Origin of the sequence: Sphingobium sp. CECT 9361 (genome assembly GCF_918741285.1) — a bacterium.
Classification (GTDB): domain Bacteria; phylum Pseudomonadota; class Alphaproteobacteria; order Sphingomonadales; family Sphingomonadaceae; genus Sphingobium.
This window is the reverse complement of sequence record NZ_CAKKNC010000032.1, coordinates 14532-27751: the sequence shown is the minus strand read 5'-3', so window position 1 is coordinate 27751 and position 13220 is coordinate 14532. Positions and strand designations below refer to the sequence as shown.

At 63.3% G+C, this 13220-nt stretch carries 18 protein-coding genes; 4 read left to right on the top strand and 14 right to left on the bottom strand.

Annotation, left to right across the window (positions count from 1 at the left end; all coding sequences use genetic code 11):
* Positions 1-172 precede the first annotated feature (172 nt).
* From LQ220_RS22730 to LQ220_RS22700, 7 genes are all read right to left on the bottom strand, one after another.
* Positions 173-733 carry an RES domain-containing protein gene (locus LQ220_RS22730; RefSeq protein ID WP_230190343.1) on the bottom strand — a complete coding sequence of 187 codons (561 nt, stop codon included), beginning with the start codon at positions 731-733 and terminating at the stop codon, positions 173-175.
* 3 nt (positions 734-736) lie between these two features.
* Positions 737-1081, bottom strand: a complete 345-nt coding sequence (locus LQ220_RS22725; RefSeq protein WP_230190342.1) for an antitoxin Xre/MbcA/ParS toxin-binding domain-containing protein — start codon at positions 1079-1081, stop codon at positions 737-739.
* 86 nt (positions 1082-1167) lie between these two features.
* Complete coding sequence (locus LQ220_RS22720) at positions 1168-1725, bottom strand: hypothetical protein (RefSeq protein ID WP_230190341.1); 558 nt, start codon at positions 1723-1725, stop codon at positions 1168-1170.
* Positions 1726-2035: 310 nt separating this feature from the next.
* Positions 2036-2500, bottom strand: coding sequence for a MucR family transcriptional regulator (locus LQ220_RS22715; protein WP_230190340.1), 465 nt, complete (start codon positions 2498-2500; stop codon positions 2036-2038).
* Between the two features lie 245 nt (positions 2501-2745).
* Entirely contained in the window at positions 2746-3000 is a 255-nt protein-coding gene (locus LQ220_RS22710; RefSeq protein ID WP_230190339.1) for a hypothetical protein, read from the bottom strand.
* A gap of 86 nt (positions 3001-3086) precedes the next feature.
* Entirely contained in the window at positions 3087-3422 is a 336-nt protein-coding gene (locus tag LQ220_RS22705; protein ID WP_066213939.1) for a single-stranded DNA-binding protein, read from the bottom strand.
* A 484-nt stretch (positions 3423-3906) separates the two neighbouring features.
* Positions 3907-4251, bottom strand: coding sequence for a thermonuclease family protein (locus LQ220_RS22700; RefSeq protein ID WP_019054468.1), 345 nt, complete (start codon positions 4249-4251; stop codon positions 3907-3909).
* A 401-nt stretch (positions 4252-4652) separates the two neighbouring features.
* Between LQ220_RS22700 and LQ220_RS22695 the strand changes: the two genes are divergently transcribed.
* Both LQ220_RS22695 and LQ220_RS22690 read left to right on the top strand, forming a co-directional pair.
* Positions 4653-4841, top strand: a complete 189-nt coding sequence (locus tag LQ220_RS22695; protein WP_230190338.1) for a hypothetical protein — start codon at positions 4653-4655, stop codon at positions 4839-4841.
* Positions 4842-5166: 325 nt separating this feature from the next.
* Positions 5167-6399 (top strand): DUF1173 domain-containing protein, encoded by a 1233-nt coding sequence (locus LQ220_RS22690; RefSeq protein WP_230190337.1) that lies wholly within the window; start codon positions 5167-5169, stop codon positions 6397-6399.
* Positions 6400-6405: 6 nt separating this feature from the next.
* On the opposite strand, the gene LQ220_RS22685 is transcribed toward LQ220_RS22690, so the two are convergent.
* The 5 genes from LQ220_RS22685 to LQ220_RS22665 all read right to left on the bottom strand — a co-directional run bounded on the left by LQ220_RS22685 (position 6406) and on the right by LQ220_RS22665 (position 9012).
* Positions 6406-6909, bottom strand: coding sequence for a hypothetical protein (locus tag LQ220_RS22685; protein ID WP_230190336.1), 504 nt, complete (start codon positions 6907-6909; stop codon positions 6406-6408).
* 89 nt (positions 6910-6998) lie between these two features.
* Positions 6999-7511: a hypothetical protein gene (locus tag LQ220_RS22680; RefSeq protein ID WP_230190335.1), complete on the bottom strand. Its 513-nt coding sequence runs from the start codon at positions 7509-7511 to the stop codon at positions 6999-7001.
* A gap of 53 nt (positions 7512-7564) precedes the next feature.
* Complete coding sequence (locus LQ220_RS22675) at positions 7565-7888, bottom strand: hypothetical protein (RefSeq protein ID WP_183614799.1); 324 nt, start codon at positions 7886-7888, stop codon at positions 7565-7567.
* On the bottom strand, positions 7875-8339 hold the full coding sequence (locus tag LQ220_RS22670) for a hypothetical protein (protein WP_230190334.1): 465 nt from the start codon (positions 8337-8339) through the stop codon (positions 7875-7877). Before LQ220_RS22670 ends, LQ220_RS22675 begins: the two co-directional genes overlap by 14 nt.
* Positions 8340-8391: 52 nt before the next feature.
* Positions 8392-9012 (bottom strand): SOS response-associated peptidase family protein, encoded by a 621-nt coding sequence (locus tag LQ220_RS22665; RefSeq protein ID WP_230190344.1) that lies wholly within the window; start codon positions 9010-9012, stop codon positions 8392-8394.
* Between the two features lie 70 nt (positions 9013-9082).
* Between LQ220_RS22665 and LQ220_RS25125 the strand changes: the two genes are divergently transcribed.
* On the top strand, positions 9083-9301 hold the full coding sequence (locus LQ220_RS25125; protein WP_354958482.1) for a DUF6771 family protein: 219 nt from the start codon (positions 9083-9085) through the stop codon (positions 9299-9301).
* A 466-nt stretch (positions 9302-9767) separates the two neighbouring features.
* Here the strand turns inward: LQ220_RS25125 and LQ220_RS22660 are convergent, their stop codons facing one another.
* A complete protein-coding gene (locus LQ220_RS22660) occupies positions 9768-10289 on the bottom strand; it encodes a DUF736 domain-containing protein (RefSeq protein WP_230190333.1) in 522 nt (173 codons plus the stop codon).
* A gap of 364 nt (positions 10290-10653) precedes the next feature.
* On the opposite strand from LQ220_RS22660, the gene LQ220_RS22655 reads away from it, so the two are divergent.
* A complete protein-coding gene (locus LQ220_RS22655) occupies positions 10654-11325 on the top strand; it encodes a hypothetical protein (protein ID WP_230190332.1) in 672 nt (223 codons plus the stop codon).
* A gap of 156 nt (positions 11326-11481) precedes the next feature.
* Here LQ220_RS22655 and LQ220_RS22650 read toward each other — a convergent pair whose 3' ends face one another.
* On the bottom strand, positions 11482-13185 hold the full coding sequence (locus LQ220_RS22650) for a competence protein CoiA family protein (RefSeq protein ID WP_230190331.1): 1704 nt from the start codon (positions 13183-13185) through the stop codon (positions 11482-11484).
* Positions 13186-13220 lie beyond the last annotated feature (35 nt).

Here is a 13220-nt window from a genome sequence, read left to right as displayed (position 1 = left end):
TAAGCGCCGTCCTCCAGTGCAGAGGATGACTATGCCACCGCTGCCCGCGAGCACCCATCACAATGGGACATCTCTAATTTGCGGGATGGGACATCTCTACTTTGCGCTTACAGCGCTTACAGAAATTCAAGATTGATAATATATCTTATGTTAAATCAATGACTTGGATGAATCACACATCATCCTGCCACGATGACTGGTCGCGCGGCAGTCGCTGCTCGTCGTCGATCACTTCAAGACGATGCGGGACATCGCGGCTCCAGGACCACAGCACCAGATTGCGGTCATCGGCCGTAGCTCGCGAAGCGAAGCTCGGCACGATCACGCCGGCGCAGCCGGCGGCAATGAGCCGATCGGCCAGTTCCCAGGTCGGAACGGACTTGCGGTCTCCGGCAAGACGCTCCCAGGCGCAGCTGAGCTGCGCCAAGGTGACCTGCGCTGCATCCCGCACATCAGGGCTCGTCAGGTCGAGAATATCCGAAAGATCGGCGCGATAGCTGCAGATCGTGAGTGGCTGCGCCTTGAAGGCGAAACCCTGCTGGGCCTCGAGCCAGGCGGTTTCGAGGCTGAGCGCCGCATAGAAGCACTTCGTGCCGACGCGGTTGAAGCGGCCGCCGTGAAGCTTCGCGCCTTCACCCGATTCCGGATCATAGGCCCAGGCCGGATGATGCGCCCGATAGACCAGGCCGTCGAACCGGATGAACGGCAGGGCCGATTTCGAAATCTGGCTCAAAGATCAGGCAAAGCCGCCGGCGGCAATCCGGCCGAGATAGGTGCGAACCTTCTCGCCCTGTCCCTGACGGACAAGCTCTTCCGCCGTGGCGTCGCCGAAGGACGGCAGCGGCTGCGATCGGTACCAGGCATAGGCAGCAAGTTCGCTACCCGCCCAGGGAATGACGCGGTTGATGATTTCGCTCATCTCACGCAGCCGCGACTGGGTGGCGATGCTGCTGCTGCGGGCAGCCTTCGAGACGGCATCGCGTGACAGTCCAGCGGCGAGCGCCAGTTCCGACTTGGTGATATGAAGCGCCGCCGACAACCTGTCGACCGAGACGCCCTTGTCGCCGGAAACTTCGCTCAAAAATGCCGCGCCCGCCATTTGCCTCACCATATGCCAATATTTAGGGCATTATATGCGGCGAATTTGGAAAATTGTCAAGCTGGACGTCAGGCTGCGAACAGTTCGCCCTGGCCCGTACCGGACGCTCGAACCGCGCCGATCATTGGCGCAGGCCGACGCAGCAATTTCAGGACCGCCGGGTTCACCACATAGACCGCATGGCGCCCGCCGCCGCGATTGCGGTGGTTGGTCGCGTAGCCAGCGTAGTGCCGTGTGACCAGACCCGCACGCGCCAGATCCGAGATCGCGCGGCTGACATTGGCGCGGCCCACGGCCAGGACTTGCTCCTCCACCGCCTGGTCGATCTGCGCAGCATCGCGGGCCTCATCACCGGAGAGTTCACGCCCAAGCGAGGCAGCAACGCGCGCGCGCAGCGCCGCGCGGCGGCCCTGCTGTTCGCTCAAGGGAAGCAGCTGGGTGCACAGCCAGTCACGCAAGAGTGCGGGCTTTCTATCCCGACAAACGAAGGGACCCGCCTGCCCTCGCCCGTCGGCGGCTTCGGACACGAGCTGGAGAACCAGGAAGGCGTAGCGCGGCCTGCTCGAGACCTCGGCCAGCACCGCATAGATGCCGCCAACGCCAGTGATCGCTGTCTGTTGCTCCATGGATCAGCATTGAGCACAAAAGGTGAATCCTGTGAATCCCCTTTCGTTCAGGCCATGTCGTTTGTCGCCCGTGACACTTTGCCTGGCACCGCATCGGAACATTCGGGACCTGCATCGTCAGCCAATTCGATCGGCAGAGCATTCAATACGGGCGGGTATCACCCGCGCTCCTGCCAAGGCTGATGTCGATGATGACACTTTGCCCTCGGGGCAGAGTGTCACAGACGGCAGGACATGCACCGATAAGTCGACAGAAAAGGAGCCAGGGAATGAAGCTGATATCCGACGTCGGTCCATCGGCGCATCAGGCTTAGCCGAAGGCGACCCCAAGCTTCTTGCGCGGTTTGGCGGTCGCGACCGGCATAGCCTCTGCCTTCGGACTTTGTCCGGGCTTGCGGCCAAGCCCGATCCGGACGGCGAGTTCCTTGCGCTTGGCGGCATAGTCGGGCGCGACCATCGGATAGTCTGCAGGCAGGTTCCAGCGCGCGCGGTATTCGGCCGGCGTCATGCCATGATCGGTGCTGAGGTGGCGCTTGAGCATCTTGAACTTCGCGCCGCAATCGAGGCAGGTCACCGCATCGGGTTTGACCGATGCGCGGACCGAGACAGCGGGTATGCGCACTTCCTCGGTCGGCTCGGGCACCTGACCAAGCGAAGCCAGAGATGCGTAGACCGACTGGATCAGGCCCGGCAGATCGACCGCCGCGACCGAATTGTTGCTGACGTGGGCAGAAACGATGTCGGCGACGTGATCCAGGAGCATTTCATCGGCCATGGCGTGCGGTCTTTCTCTAATTGGCGATGGCGGACCCTATGGGCCGCGGCCGCCAAATGCCAGTGCCGTTGGCTTGCGCTCCAGATCGGCATGCGCAAAAAAATGGGGCAAGCTTGCGCCGGCCCCTTGGAAAGTTTTGGGAGAGGATGCCTGAAAGGCATTCCTGATATGGGGCGATGCCTTAAATGCTGCAAGTGCGAAATAAGATCCGGCAGTTGAATTTTGTGCAACGCGCGCATCTGCCTTCACCCCGGCGGCCGGTAGGGTGGAGTCGGATCGGCAAACCGGCGCGGATTGGCAAGTTCGGTACGGGCGACATGGAATGTGTAGCCGTCCCATTCGCGCCAGGGGTGATACCGGCCCGCCTCATCGAGGCGGCCGTAGCAGACCCGCGCGAGGACGGTCGGAGAGGCAGGATCGTCTTCAAGCAGGGTCACCGTGAAGGTGCCGCCCATGCCGCTGGGCGTATCCCAGACCGGCGTGTCAGTAGTAATGATCATCGCTCTGATCTTTCGTCTCTGTGAGGCAGTGGGGGCGCATTTTTGCGCCCTTTCGGGAGGCGGTGCTGCCGCCTCCCGGGCTCCGGTCAGAGGAAGAGGACCTCCTCGGCGACGATCTCGACCGCGTAGCGTTCGACGCCCTCGCGGTCCGTCCACTTCGAGTAGTGGAGGCGGCCCTGGACTTCGACCATGTCGCCCTTCTTCTTGTGCTTGGCGACCGAAGTGCCAAGGCCGTTGAAAGCGGTAACGCGGTGGAATTCGGCGAGGGTCTCGGTGTAGCCGGCCTCGTTCTTGACCGTCTTGCCATCGACCAGCTTGGGGCGGTCGGTGACGAGGGTGAAAGAGGTGATCGCGGTCTCGCCGGCGTGGCGGGTTTCGGGTTGGCTAGCGATGCGGCCGATCAGGATGACGAGGTTCTTCATGGGGTTTCTCCGTGGCTTGAATTCGGCGGAACCGCCCGCCGATGAAGACCACAGGCAGGGCCAAAGGCGCGGGCCCGCACCGAACGCTTGCGTGAGGGAAACCCAAAAGCGAGGAGTGGTGCGGCAAGCCCGCAGGGCTTCACGGTCCGCTGCTTTTGGGTTGCGGCCAGGGACTGGCGCTGCAGGGTTCATCGGCAAACGAAGGGCGGTTTCGTCAGTTCAAGCCGCAGGTTTCCCAGCCAACCGGGCCCGTCAGCCTTGGCTGCATCCCGTCAGGGTATCCCGGCACCACGCCGGTGCGCCATTCGCAGTCACCCCCTCGCACCGGACTCCGCCTGTGCATGTCCGGGCAAGTCAGAACGTGATCGCGCGCGAGACCCCGATTTCTCGCCGCCCAACCGACACGGCCTCGAGCGTCCGCGACTGCACGAAGAGCGGGTCTGGTCCGGGAATATCAGGGAGCAACCGAGTGAGAATGGGCGCGTCAGCGCCAGGGCTTCGCGAGGCCCTGCGCGATCAGGTGGTCGCCGGCGTCCACGCCGTTCACCGAGATGGTGGCAAGCGTCCGCCCATAGGGGTCGGTGCCAAGCCGCGTGATCATGACCCGCCCACGCGAGACGAACCGCACGAGCGCGACGCGCGATGCTTCCCCGGCAGCGAAATCACACCAGGCGTAGGACCGGCGACGGTCCTGACACTTGGGACTATCCGGCAGTTCAGGTGCATCGATATTGGCGATGCGCACTCGCTCGCGGCCGCAACGGATTGTGTCGCCATCGTGGACGCTGGGCGAAAGACACAGGGCGGCGGCGGCAAGGACAACGGACATGGTGCAAGACCCTATCGTCAACCGGGCGGCGCGCCAACCAACCTTTCCCCGCGCCAAAACTCCACTGGCCCCGATCGTTACCCGAATGGGCCGGCATTCATGCCGGCGAGCTTGGGTGAGCAGCGGCGCGAGAGCGGCGTTGCCTCACCCTAGCGAGTAGAGCGGGTCGCCCCAAGTCCCGCGCGGGGCGCGGGCGCAGGGGTGCCCCCTTCCCCTTTGCTCGAAAGACATCATCACCACCGTATCAATTACCGCCAACACCGATATGCTGCGCTCTTCGCGCAGATGCCAAGGCCCACTGCCGCAGGCAGGAGCGTGCCGGCGGCAAGTCCAAAGGGACTGCCGCGAATGAAGCCGCCGATACGGGGCCAAGCCGTGTCCGCAGGAGAGGAGATAAGCCAATGACGGATGGACCGGATATGCCGAGCGCATTGCAGGTTGCACAGGCGCTGTCACACGTGCTGCGCGCCAAGCTCGCCGATCTAGCCGCCGAGACGATCAGCCTCACCCGCGAGGAAGCAGCGCTGTGCCTCGGGCTGGCCGATGGCGTTGCCGAGAACCTCGGCAGGAACGACGCAGATCACAGCTGAGGACTCTGAAGGCAAACAGCAGCCTGGCGGACGTTGAGCCCGAGTTCGCCGAGCAGCTCGCCGGCCTGCTCGCAAGAGATGGTCGCACCGCGGAACAGTGCGGCATCGACCAGACGCAACCCTCCAAGGTCCACGCCGCGCGCACCCGCAAGCCAGGGTGAAGCGATCTTTTCCGCACACTCGTCCCGGGAGCCGAACCTTGCCGCATCCGCAAGGCCAGCTTAGACTGACCCCAGCGTGCCTATCCGGGGCCGCGTCAAACCGAAGGAGATGCGCGAGAGGTCGAACGGGCAGCGTCGATCGCGAGAAATTGGAAGGACCACCAATGATCCAGCGATACCGTGTGCTCGGCCGCAGCGTGGCCGAAGGCGATGAACTTCAGTCCGTGCTGCGCGACGCCTATGAGCGCAAAGGCAAGGTTCTGTGCGAATGCCGCAAGGGGACCGAGCTTCCGCTCTACATCTCGCACCGCCAGACCCGTTACGTGCTCGCCCGTTGGCCAGGCTCGGGCGCGCGCCATGCGACCGCCTGCGACCACTATGAGGCGCCCGATTACCTGACCGGCATGGGCCAGGTGCGTGGGAGCGCCGTGATCGACGATGAGACGAGCGGCGAGACCAGCCTCAAGCTCGGCTTTCCGCTATCACGCGGATCAGCCCGGCTCGCTCCCTCGGCGCTCACCAACGACAAGCCGACGGTGAAATCGTCGGGGCAGAAACTCTCGATGCGCGGGCTTCTGCACGTGCTGTGGGATCGGGCGGAGCTGACCCACTGGCATCCCAAGATGGCGGGCAAGCGGACATGGTTCGTGGTGCGCCGCGCACTGCTCGAGGCGGCGGCCAGCTGCCGGGCAAAGCAGGAAGCCCTGCCGCACGTCCTGTTCGTGCCCGAGAGCTTCAAGATTGAAGAAAAGGAAGAGATCCGGGCCCGCCGCCGCGCGGCGCTGGCCAGGGTCTATGCCTCGCGCGATGAGATGATGGTGGTGGTGGGCGAGATCAAGGAGATCGTCCCCGCGCACGGTGCCGAGAAGATCGTCCTGCGCCATGTCGGCGACATGCCCTTCGTGATGGACCAGGACATGGCGCGGCGCTTTCACAAGCGGTTCGCGGGAGAGCTTGCCCTGTGGCAGGCTCAGGACGGTCCACATGGCAAAAGCGGTCATCTCGTGCTCGCCGGTTCGTTCGCGCGGCGCCGCGAAGGAACGTTCGACCTCATCGAGGTCGCGCTGATGCCGGTGACGCCCGAGTGGCTCCCCTACGAAACCAGTGACGAGCGCTACCTTATCGGCAAGGCGGTTGCGGAAAAGCGGCGGTTCGTAAAGGGCCTTCGCGTCAATCTCGACACTGACACGCCGATCGCGAGCCTGGTGCTCAAGGACACTGGCGAGGAAGCCAGCGCGATCCATATCCATGACCGTGACAACGAGGTGGCCGAGCCGTTGGAAGCGCTGCTCGCCGGGCAAGGCGTCGCGCACTTGCTGTGGAAGGAGGGCGAGCCGCTTCCGGCTCGCGTCAGTCGGCCGCCGCGGCGAAGCTGGGAGCGCCCGGAAGCGGCGTGAGCGAGGTCAGTCCTCGCTAGTCGGGAGCGGCCTGGTCGGCAGGAGGTCGAGGCGCCTGGGCACTTCGCCGATCGTCCGCAGGGCTTCGAGCCGGGCAGCGACCTCGCCCTCGTGCTGGGTGATCTCAATCCGGTTCAGCCCGACCATGGTCCAGACCGCGAGCTCGGGCCGCTCGGTCACGTGGACCGCGTAGGCGATCGGCAGCTTCTCGGGATAGAGCCAGAGCAGCAGCACCGGGAGCGCGCCGAGGTTGGGCCGGCCATCGATGGCGACGAGCGTCATCACGGACGTGTCGCGGTCGTACCGGCAGGTGATCCCGAGCGGCTGCGGGTGTCCGGCAAGGCCGAGGATCGTCTCGCGTGCCTTTGCACCGAACAAGGCGTCGAGCTCGGCCGGCGGCTCGGCACTGGCGTCCTGCGCCACCTCGGCGAGGAACAGTTCGACGGCGGCAAAGCGCGCTGCTTCGTCGCGGCTGCAGGCAAGCTCAAGAGAGAGGGTGATCGAGGACATGGCTTTGGCTTTCAGTTGTGAACCGCGCGTGCCCCGTCCCATCGCCATGGCAATGCGTAGAACGGCGCAATCACGAGAGTTTGAACGGATCAGAGGACCAGATGGCGCTCGACGTGGGCGCGCTCGCGGTCCCGCTGCAGATTGAAAACCGGCACGCCGTGGGTCGCAGCGATACGCAGCGCCTGGCCGGTGCCGCCCGAGGCTTCGCCGTCGGCGGTCCAGCACAGCACGAATTCCGCCGGGCTATCGAGCCTCGGCCCCAGCACCTGGAAGACATTGCGCGTGTGCAGCGCCTGGACGAAAGGCGAGAGCCCGGCGAAGGCGGGATGATGCGCGGCGGCAATGTCGCGCGCCCTACCCCAGAGCTCTGCGCCCAGCGCTTCGGGATGCAGAGTGCTCACCGAGCCGCGCCAGCCTAGCGCCGGCAGGAAGATCTGCTCATCGCGGCCGCCCCCACGTTCGAAGGCACTGTCGGCGCCAATCGCGCGGCCCGAGCGCAGGATGTAGCCCCGCTTGCACAGCGCAAAGGCCGCACGGGTCATCAGGCTGAGGATGGGCGGCGGCGTCGCGCGCGCGCCGATCCCGGCGTAGAAGCGAGGCATGGGCTGGTCTCCTTGACGAACGCCCAGCTCCAGCCCCCCTTCCCTCCGCTGGCTCAGTCGTCTGGATACCAGGCAAGCACCGGCGGCGCCGGGTTCACCGCATCGAAGGCGGCGATCCGCGCATAGGTGATGAAGGTCGCAGGATCCCCGAGAGCGACATAAGCGCCATAGAATCGACCGCCTGCATGGACGAAATGGGCGTGGACGTCCTCACTCACCGCCTCGGTGACGAAGAATCCCGGCACGCCCTGGATGTGCGCGGGCGGCAGGACGCCGAGCATGTCGTCGAAGAAAGCCTCACTCACCCGCGATAGCGGGAAGCGGGCGAGCAGCGCCGCGCGCGAACGGGCCAGAAGGGCAGCTTCAGTCTCGGTCATTTGAAACACTTCCGGAGACGACGAAAGCCGGGATCGTCACTTCAGCGCGGTCGATCGCGCGTTTCAGATCGCGCAGCCGCGTGAAGCTGCGAATCCACGACGGCGGGAAGAGTACATATTCGTCTTCGCTCGCCGTGTAATCGCGCATCGGGCTCGCCCCGTCGAAGAGAATGATCTCGGGAAGGAAGGCGCCAAGGCAGCCGCCTGACCAGCGGCGAAACGGCAGGCCGTGCTCGGCGCAGAAGTTATCAATGTCGGGGATCTGCCCGCCATTGAGCTCGGTGCCGTAGAGTTCGAGCGGCTCGCCTTCGGGCAGCACGGCGGGATCGAAGGGTTCGCTGTCCCACTCAGTGCGCAGATCATAGTCCGCGGCGTGGCCGGCGAAGGTGGCGAGATGTTCGCGCGGCAAAGTGCCGCCGATGGTGATGTGGACAGGGGCACGGTCGCCCATGGGCAAGGTCCTTTCGCTTGGGTCTGATCCGACCCGCGAAACCCCCCTCCCCTCAGCCTGTTTTCGCTGCGGGGCGCCCCGCGCCCCAGCGCTCGGCTGTGCGATCGACATCGAGTTTGCTGGGACAGGTTCGGCACTGCGCGAAAGCCTCGGCGGGCGTACCTGAAAGCCACTGCTCCCAGCTCTCGCGCGCGAGGACGACCGGCATGCGGTCGTGTACTTCGGCTATTTGCGGACAGCCATCGACCATGACCATAGAATAGGCCTCGCCCCATTCCTCGGTCGGCCGCCATAGGCCTGCGACCGCGAAGAGGTCTTCGCCGGCGAGCGAATACCAGGTGCGGGTCATCTGGCCCTTGATCCCCTCGGCCTCTGCCCAGGCGGTGACCGGGATCAGGCAGCGACGGCGCTCGAAGCTCGGCCGCCAGAACCCGGTGCCGAGCTTGTCCTCGCGGGCGTTGTTGACGGGCTTGGGCCTCAGCGGTTGTCCGTTCTTGCCCTTGAGCGCCAAGGGAAACCCCCAGGTCATCACGCGCGCCGCGCCCTCGGCGACGACGAGGCCAGGATAGCCGGGATAGACTTCGGCGGCGAAATTGGCGCCCTCGCCTCCGCGCGCGCCGAACAGCCGGGCGATTTCTGCAGGGGCCTTGGTCATGCGGTACAAGTTGCACATGGGCTGATGCTCTTCGGACCACCCTTCCCTGTCAATCGCGACCGGGAGCAGCACCGATGATCTTGCAAATATGTTCCTTCTATGTTCTCGTGCAGGTATGGAACGAATCGATACGTCTGCTGTTGCTCTTGCGATCCTGGACGCCCCGGGGTGGGCGCGGGTCGGTATCAATGCCCCAAGCTCGTGCCTGCGCGAGGATGCGGCGCTCGAACTCGCGCGCGTGATTGCCGATGCGGTCGATGCGCCGACAAGCGCGCCTTCGCCCGAGCAGTCCTTGCTGCCACTCTGATCCCGCGGGGCCTCAGCGGGCCGCGCGCGCGAGCAGCCTTTCGACCTGTGGATCGAGCGGGCGAGATTCGCCAGCGTCTCGCCGTCACGCGGTGCGGACAGGGCATGGAGCTTTCCTTGCGCCGTCGTGACCGCAAATGGCCAGGTCATGGCGACGCCGACCACGGTTTCGGCCAGCACAATGAGCGTGTCGCCGGTTTGAATAGTCTCGTCGCATTGCGTGGCATCATAGGCATCGCCGGTGCTGGCAAAGGCATGATGGCGCCGTGTGGTGAAAGCGAAGCGTTCGCTCATCGTCAGCATGTGTGGTCTCCGGATTTCCCCAAGCAAATGAAGAGGCGGAACGCCGGGCGGGGGGCAGTGCCGACGTTCCGCCTCAGGCCGCGCGGGGGGCTCATCCGCGGCCTATGCGAGGACGGCGGGGAACCGCAGCAGCGGCCCCCGCCGGTTGGAGTTGGAGGTGCCGATCAGGCGTCGACGAGGGGCGGCAGCGCGCCGTCGTGTTCGGCGCCGTCCTTGGCGTTGGCGCGGCCGCGCTTGGCGGGCAGGGTCGCGGTGCTGTCACCCAGGCCATCGCCGGCCTGCTCGGTGCCGCGCTCGTCGCCACCGGTGTCGTCAGCCGGGAACATGTCGCTCTCGCCGTATTCGCTCGAGCCAAGCTGGCTGTTGCGGCGACGCGGACGCTGCCAGGCGACTGCCATGGTGCCGTCTTCGCGGGGGAAAGCGGCGATGTAGAGCGGCTGCGCCATCGACGGATCGTCGATCTTGCCCTGGTAGAAGCTCTCGCCGGTCGAGTTCGAGGAGAGTTCGAAGAGCGCGCCGACGATCACCCAGCGGCGCTGGTCGTTGAGTGCGACGATTTCGAACTTGGGCGCGCGCGGGTTGCTGGAGGCCACCGGCCGCAGGCCGATGGTGCGCGTGATGGTGAGCGTTTCGACAGAGCCGATCAGCTGGCCGTTGGCGTTCTTGCGGATTTCACCAATGTTCATGGACGTTCTCCTGGTAGGATTGATTGCGACCGAACCCCTTGTCCGATCACTCTCTTCCCACCCCCCTTCCCTCCCGGCCGTTAGGCCGAAGCTGCGGGCACTGCCCGCAGGGGGAGACCTGTCCCGTGATGCGCGGTGCTTGCGGAATGCGAAGACGGAACCTGAATGCCCATGCATGCGGTCTATCCCGCCACTCTGTTTTTTTGGGATGGCTCGGCGCAAACCGGACTCCTTTCAACCCAGCCAGCGCAAATGCTTTGGTAGTTCAAGTCCAACGATGGGTATCATGAGGTTGACGACAGCAACGGGGCTTCGCAGGATCGGTAGGTCGCAGATTGACCAAACACGCGGATTGGAAATGAATATGGCAGTAAACGAAGCTGCGAATCTGGGATCTGCGATCAAAGATGCGGCATCCACCTCGAAATCCATTCTCGTCGATGCAACAGTTCAGACACGCGACGACGGACACACACCGGTGGTAATTTTGAGTTCCGAAGTCGCGGTCAGAGTGATCAGCGCCCATGCGCCGCGGATAATCTACCTTGTTGAGCAGATTTTCGACCTTGCCGGTGAGATCGAAGCTGCGCGGGATGAGCTGGAGGACATGGGTGTCGACCGCTCGCCTGACCCGTTGAAGGCAACCCAGCGTAGGTTTGCCTCCTATGACGGGCAAATTGGTGCGACAATCGCGAGTTTCATGATTGATGGCGTGCTTCATACAGCGGTCTCTACCGCGACTTGGCACGACGAATTCGGTGACGCCGTCGAGGCGATGCTAGAAGAGTCCCGCGAGGACGCCAGTGCTGGCCAGATCTCAAAAAATTCCGAAAAAGCGAAGGCGATCGAACGCAAGGCGTTAGTCCTGGTAAAGCACCCATCGTTCAACCATGGACGCGTCTCGTTCGACAAACGCATGGCGCTGGCTGAAACACTCTTTCAGGAATGCGACCCCCACACGCTTTCAGATATTACGCGGCGGGCGGAGAACCTGTTCTGGCTGGAGCAATCTGGCGTTAAACTTGATGGCATCTGATCAGGGCTGACCGATAGGCGTGGCCATACCCAATTGATGACTAGGCTGCCGCGCGACCGTCATCTTGATTGCGATTGTCATTGGTCGGCATTCTCGACGCTCCTTGCGACAAAACTGCAAGCAGCTGCTCCAGCTTTGGGGAAAGCTTTCCCCAATTCACCTCCGGGGCTTGGGCAGCTTGTCGATAATTGAGCGCAGGGCCGAAGGACTATCGCATTTAGCGCGCCATGAGCTGACAAAGAGGCGTGCACGCGTCTCATCAGGATAGGCTTTCTTGGCAGCTTCTTCGAGTTGGCGTTGATAGTCCAGGACAGCGTCAGCGGCTGCCAACCGAGCGTTCCTTTCCCGGATTGCCGCGCGAAGGAGCGAGAATGCCTGAGCCAGGTTTCCATTGGTTTCGCTCGCCCATTCGATGATCGGTTTGGAGGCGTCCGCCACGTTCTGGTTCAGCCAAGTTACGGCATCCGGTCCAAGGCCTTCACGCGCATGGCTTTCAAAATCATTTCTGCGGGCCAAAGCGGCGGCCGCTCGTTCTTTCGCCAGTTTTGCGTTTCGCTCTTCGATTTCCGACAAACGCTTCTGGCGTATCGGCTCGAGTGGGAGTCCGCAAAGGTCGTCAGCCACTACCGGGTTGTAGTATGAGTCCACCATTCGCACGAGGGCTTCTACCCTCGACAGAAGTGAATCGTATGCGGCCCCTCCGTTGCGGGCAACTTCAGCGGGCGATGTGCCATTGACATTGTACTTGCCCAACCACCGCGCCTTGACTTTATCGGGGTCGGGGGCTCCTGCAGCTTCGAGCACCCGGCGAATTTTCCAGCCTAATTCATGAAGTCTGTAAACACGACCGTGCAGCTCCGACGTGACGAAAAAGGCCTCTTCATCCCGGTCCCACACTACAACTTCCTGCGTGGCTGCAAGGTGAGCCAAGTAGTGAAATACGGCATGATCCGCGTTGCCGAAGCTGGATGTCGAGTAGCCTGCTTCCTCCAGCCGTTTCCAATGATAGGCGCTCAGATCTGTCCGGATCATCCAGTCGGGCAGACGGTTGGCATAGCCTTGGTAGTCGGGCCAGTCCCCACGGACTTTGATCCTCGATCCCGGAGTGCTGATCCGCGAAGGTGCAACAATACATGTGGTCAGCACAGCTGCCTGCCAAACCGGGAGGCCAACGGAGAACCAATGTTGGCAATCCACTGGTATGCCGATCTCGTCGAGCAGATCGGCTTCTTCGAGCGCCGTCAGCGACTCCCGATGGTAGTCGTAGTCGACATTGCCGCGCGGCTTGCGCGCGATATGAAACTTGAGGCGCCGGCCGCGTTCCTCTTTCTTGGCAGTGACGCGGCTTTCGAGGCGGGCTTGTCCATTACTGCGTTCGGGATGATGTATCCATTTGCGATCAGAGCTATGAAGGATGGCTTCGTCTAGTTCCTCCATGCTGACCTGCCGGAACCTCAGGGAATTGAGGTCAATTTCGATCATCGGAATATCGACGGCGGCGACCTTCTCCTGTTTCGCATCGTCAACGGCGTGTGCAACTTTGAACTCGACCGCAAATTCCTTGCTCGACAACACAACGACTGCGTCTGGTCGAAATCCTGGTCGGTCCACCTCGATGATGACATGATCAAGCTTGAAGCGGCCTCCTTCGAACACGATTTCCTCGATGCCTTCCTGCCGCAACACGAGCGGTGTGAAGGTGAGTTCTCTTTCCCGTTCCAGCAACTCCTTGGCATAAACATGCAGAGCCGTTTCGCCTGCACAGCGGGAATCCGGCAAATGCGCGAAATGTGGTCGCGCCCTAGTCGATATTCTGAGCTGCAGGAGTTCGCCGCAGTCGAGACAGTGAAACGGCCCCATTGACCTGCCGGTGATCCGATCAACGTGTCGTGCGA

What these genes read in the sequence shown, in the direction of transcription:
- LQ220_RS22695 (WP_230190338.1), top strand. Translation starts at nt 4,653, where the DNA reads ATGACGGATGGACCGGATATGCCGAGCGCATTGCAGGTTGCACAGGCG.
- LQ220_RS25125 (WP_354958482.1), top strand. Translation starts at nt 9,083, where the DNA reads ATGTTCCTTCTATGTTCTCGTGCAGGTATGGAACGAATCGATACGTCT.
- LQ220_RS22680 (WP_230190335.1), bottom strand. Translation starts at nt 7,511, where the DNA reads ATGCCTCGCTTCTACGCCGGGATCGGCGCGCGCGCGACGCCGCCGCCC.
- LQ220_RS22700 (WP_019054468.1), bottom strand. Translation starts at nt 4,251, where the DNA reads ATGTCCGTTGTCCTTGCCGCCGCCGCCCTGTGTCTTTCGCCCAGCGTC.
- LQ220_RS22705 (WP_066213939.1), bottom strand. Translation starts at nt 3,422, where the DNA reads ATGAAGAACCTCGTCATCCTGATCGGCCGCATCGCTAGCCAACCCGAA.
- LQ220_RS22670 (WP_230190334.1), bottom strand. Translation starts at nt 8,339, where the DNA reads ATGGGCGACCGTGCCCCTGTCCACATCACCATCGGCGGCACTTTGCCG.
- LQ220_RS22660 (WP_230190333.1), bottom strand. Translation starts at nt 10,289, where the DNA reads ATGAACATTGGTGAAATCCGCAAGAACGCCAACGGCCAGCTGATCGGC.
- LQ220_RS22720 (WP_230190341.1), bottom strand. Translation starts at nt 1,725, where the DNA reads ATGGAGCAACAGACAGCGATCACTGGCGTTGGCGGCATCTATGCGGTG.
- LQ220_RS22710 (WP_230190339.1), bottom strand. Translation starts at nt 3,000, where the DNA reads ATGATCATTACTACTGACACGCCGGTCTGGGATACGCCCAGCGGCATG.
- LQ220_RS22685 (WP_230190336.1), bottom strand. Translation starts at nt 6,909, where the DNA reads ATGTCCTCGATCACCCTCTCTCTTGAGCTTGCCTGCAGCCGCGACGAA.
- LQ220_RS22665 (WP_230190344.1), bottom strand. Translation starts at nt 9,012, where the DNA reads ATGTGCAACTTGTACCGCATGACCAAGGCCCCTGCAGAAATCGCCCGG.
- LQ220_RS22650 (WP_230190331.1), bottom strand. Translation starts at nt 13,185, where the DNA reads ATGGGGCCGTTTCACTGTCTCGACTGCGGCGAACTCCTGCAGCTCAGA.
- LQ220_RS22675 (WP_183614799.1), bottom strand. Translation starts at nt 7,888, where the DNA reads ATGACCGAGACTGAAGCTGCCCTTCTGGCCCGTTCGCGCGCGGCGCTG.
- LQ220_RS22715 (WP_230190340.1), bottom strand. Translation starts at nt 2,500, where the DNA reads ATGGCCGATGAAATGCTCCTGGATCACGTCGCCGACATCGTTTCTGCC.
- LQ220_RS22655 (WP_230190332.1), top strand. Translation starts at nt 10,654, where the DNA reads ATGGCAGTAAACGAAGCTGCGAATCTGGGATCTGCGATCAAAGATGCG.
- LQ220_RS22690 (WP_230190337.1), top strand. Translation starts at nt 5,167, where the DNA reads ATGATCCAGCGATACCGTGTGCTCGGCCGCAGCGTGGCCGAAGGCGAT.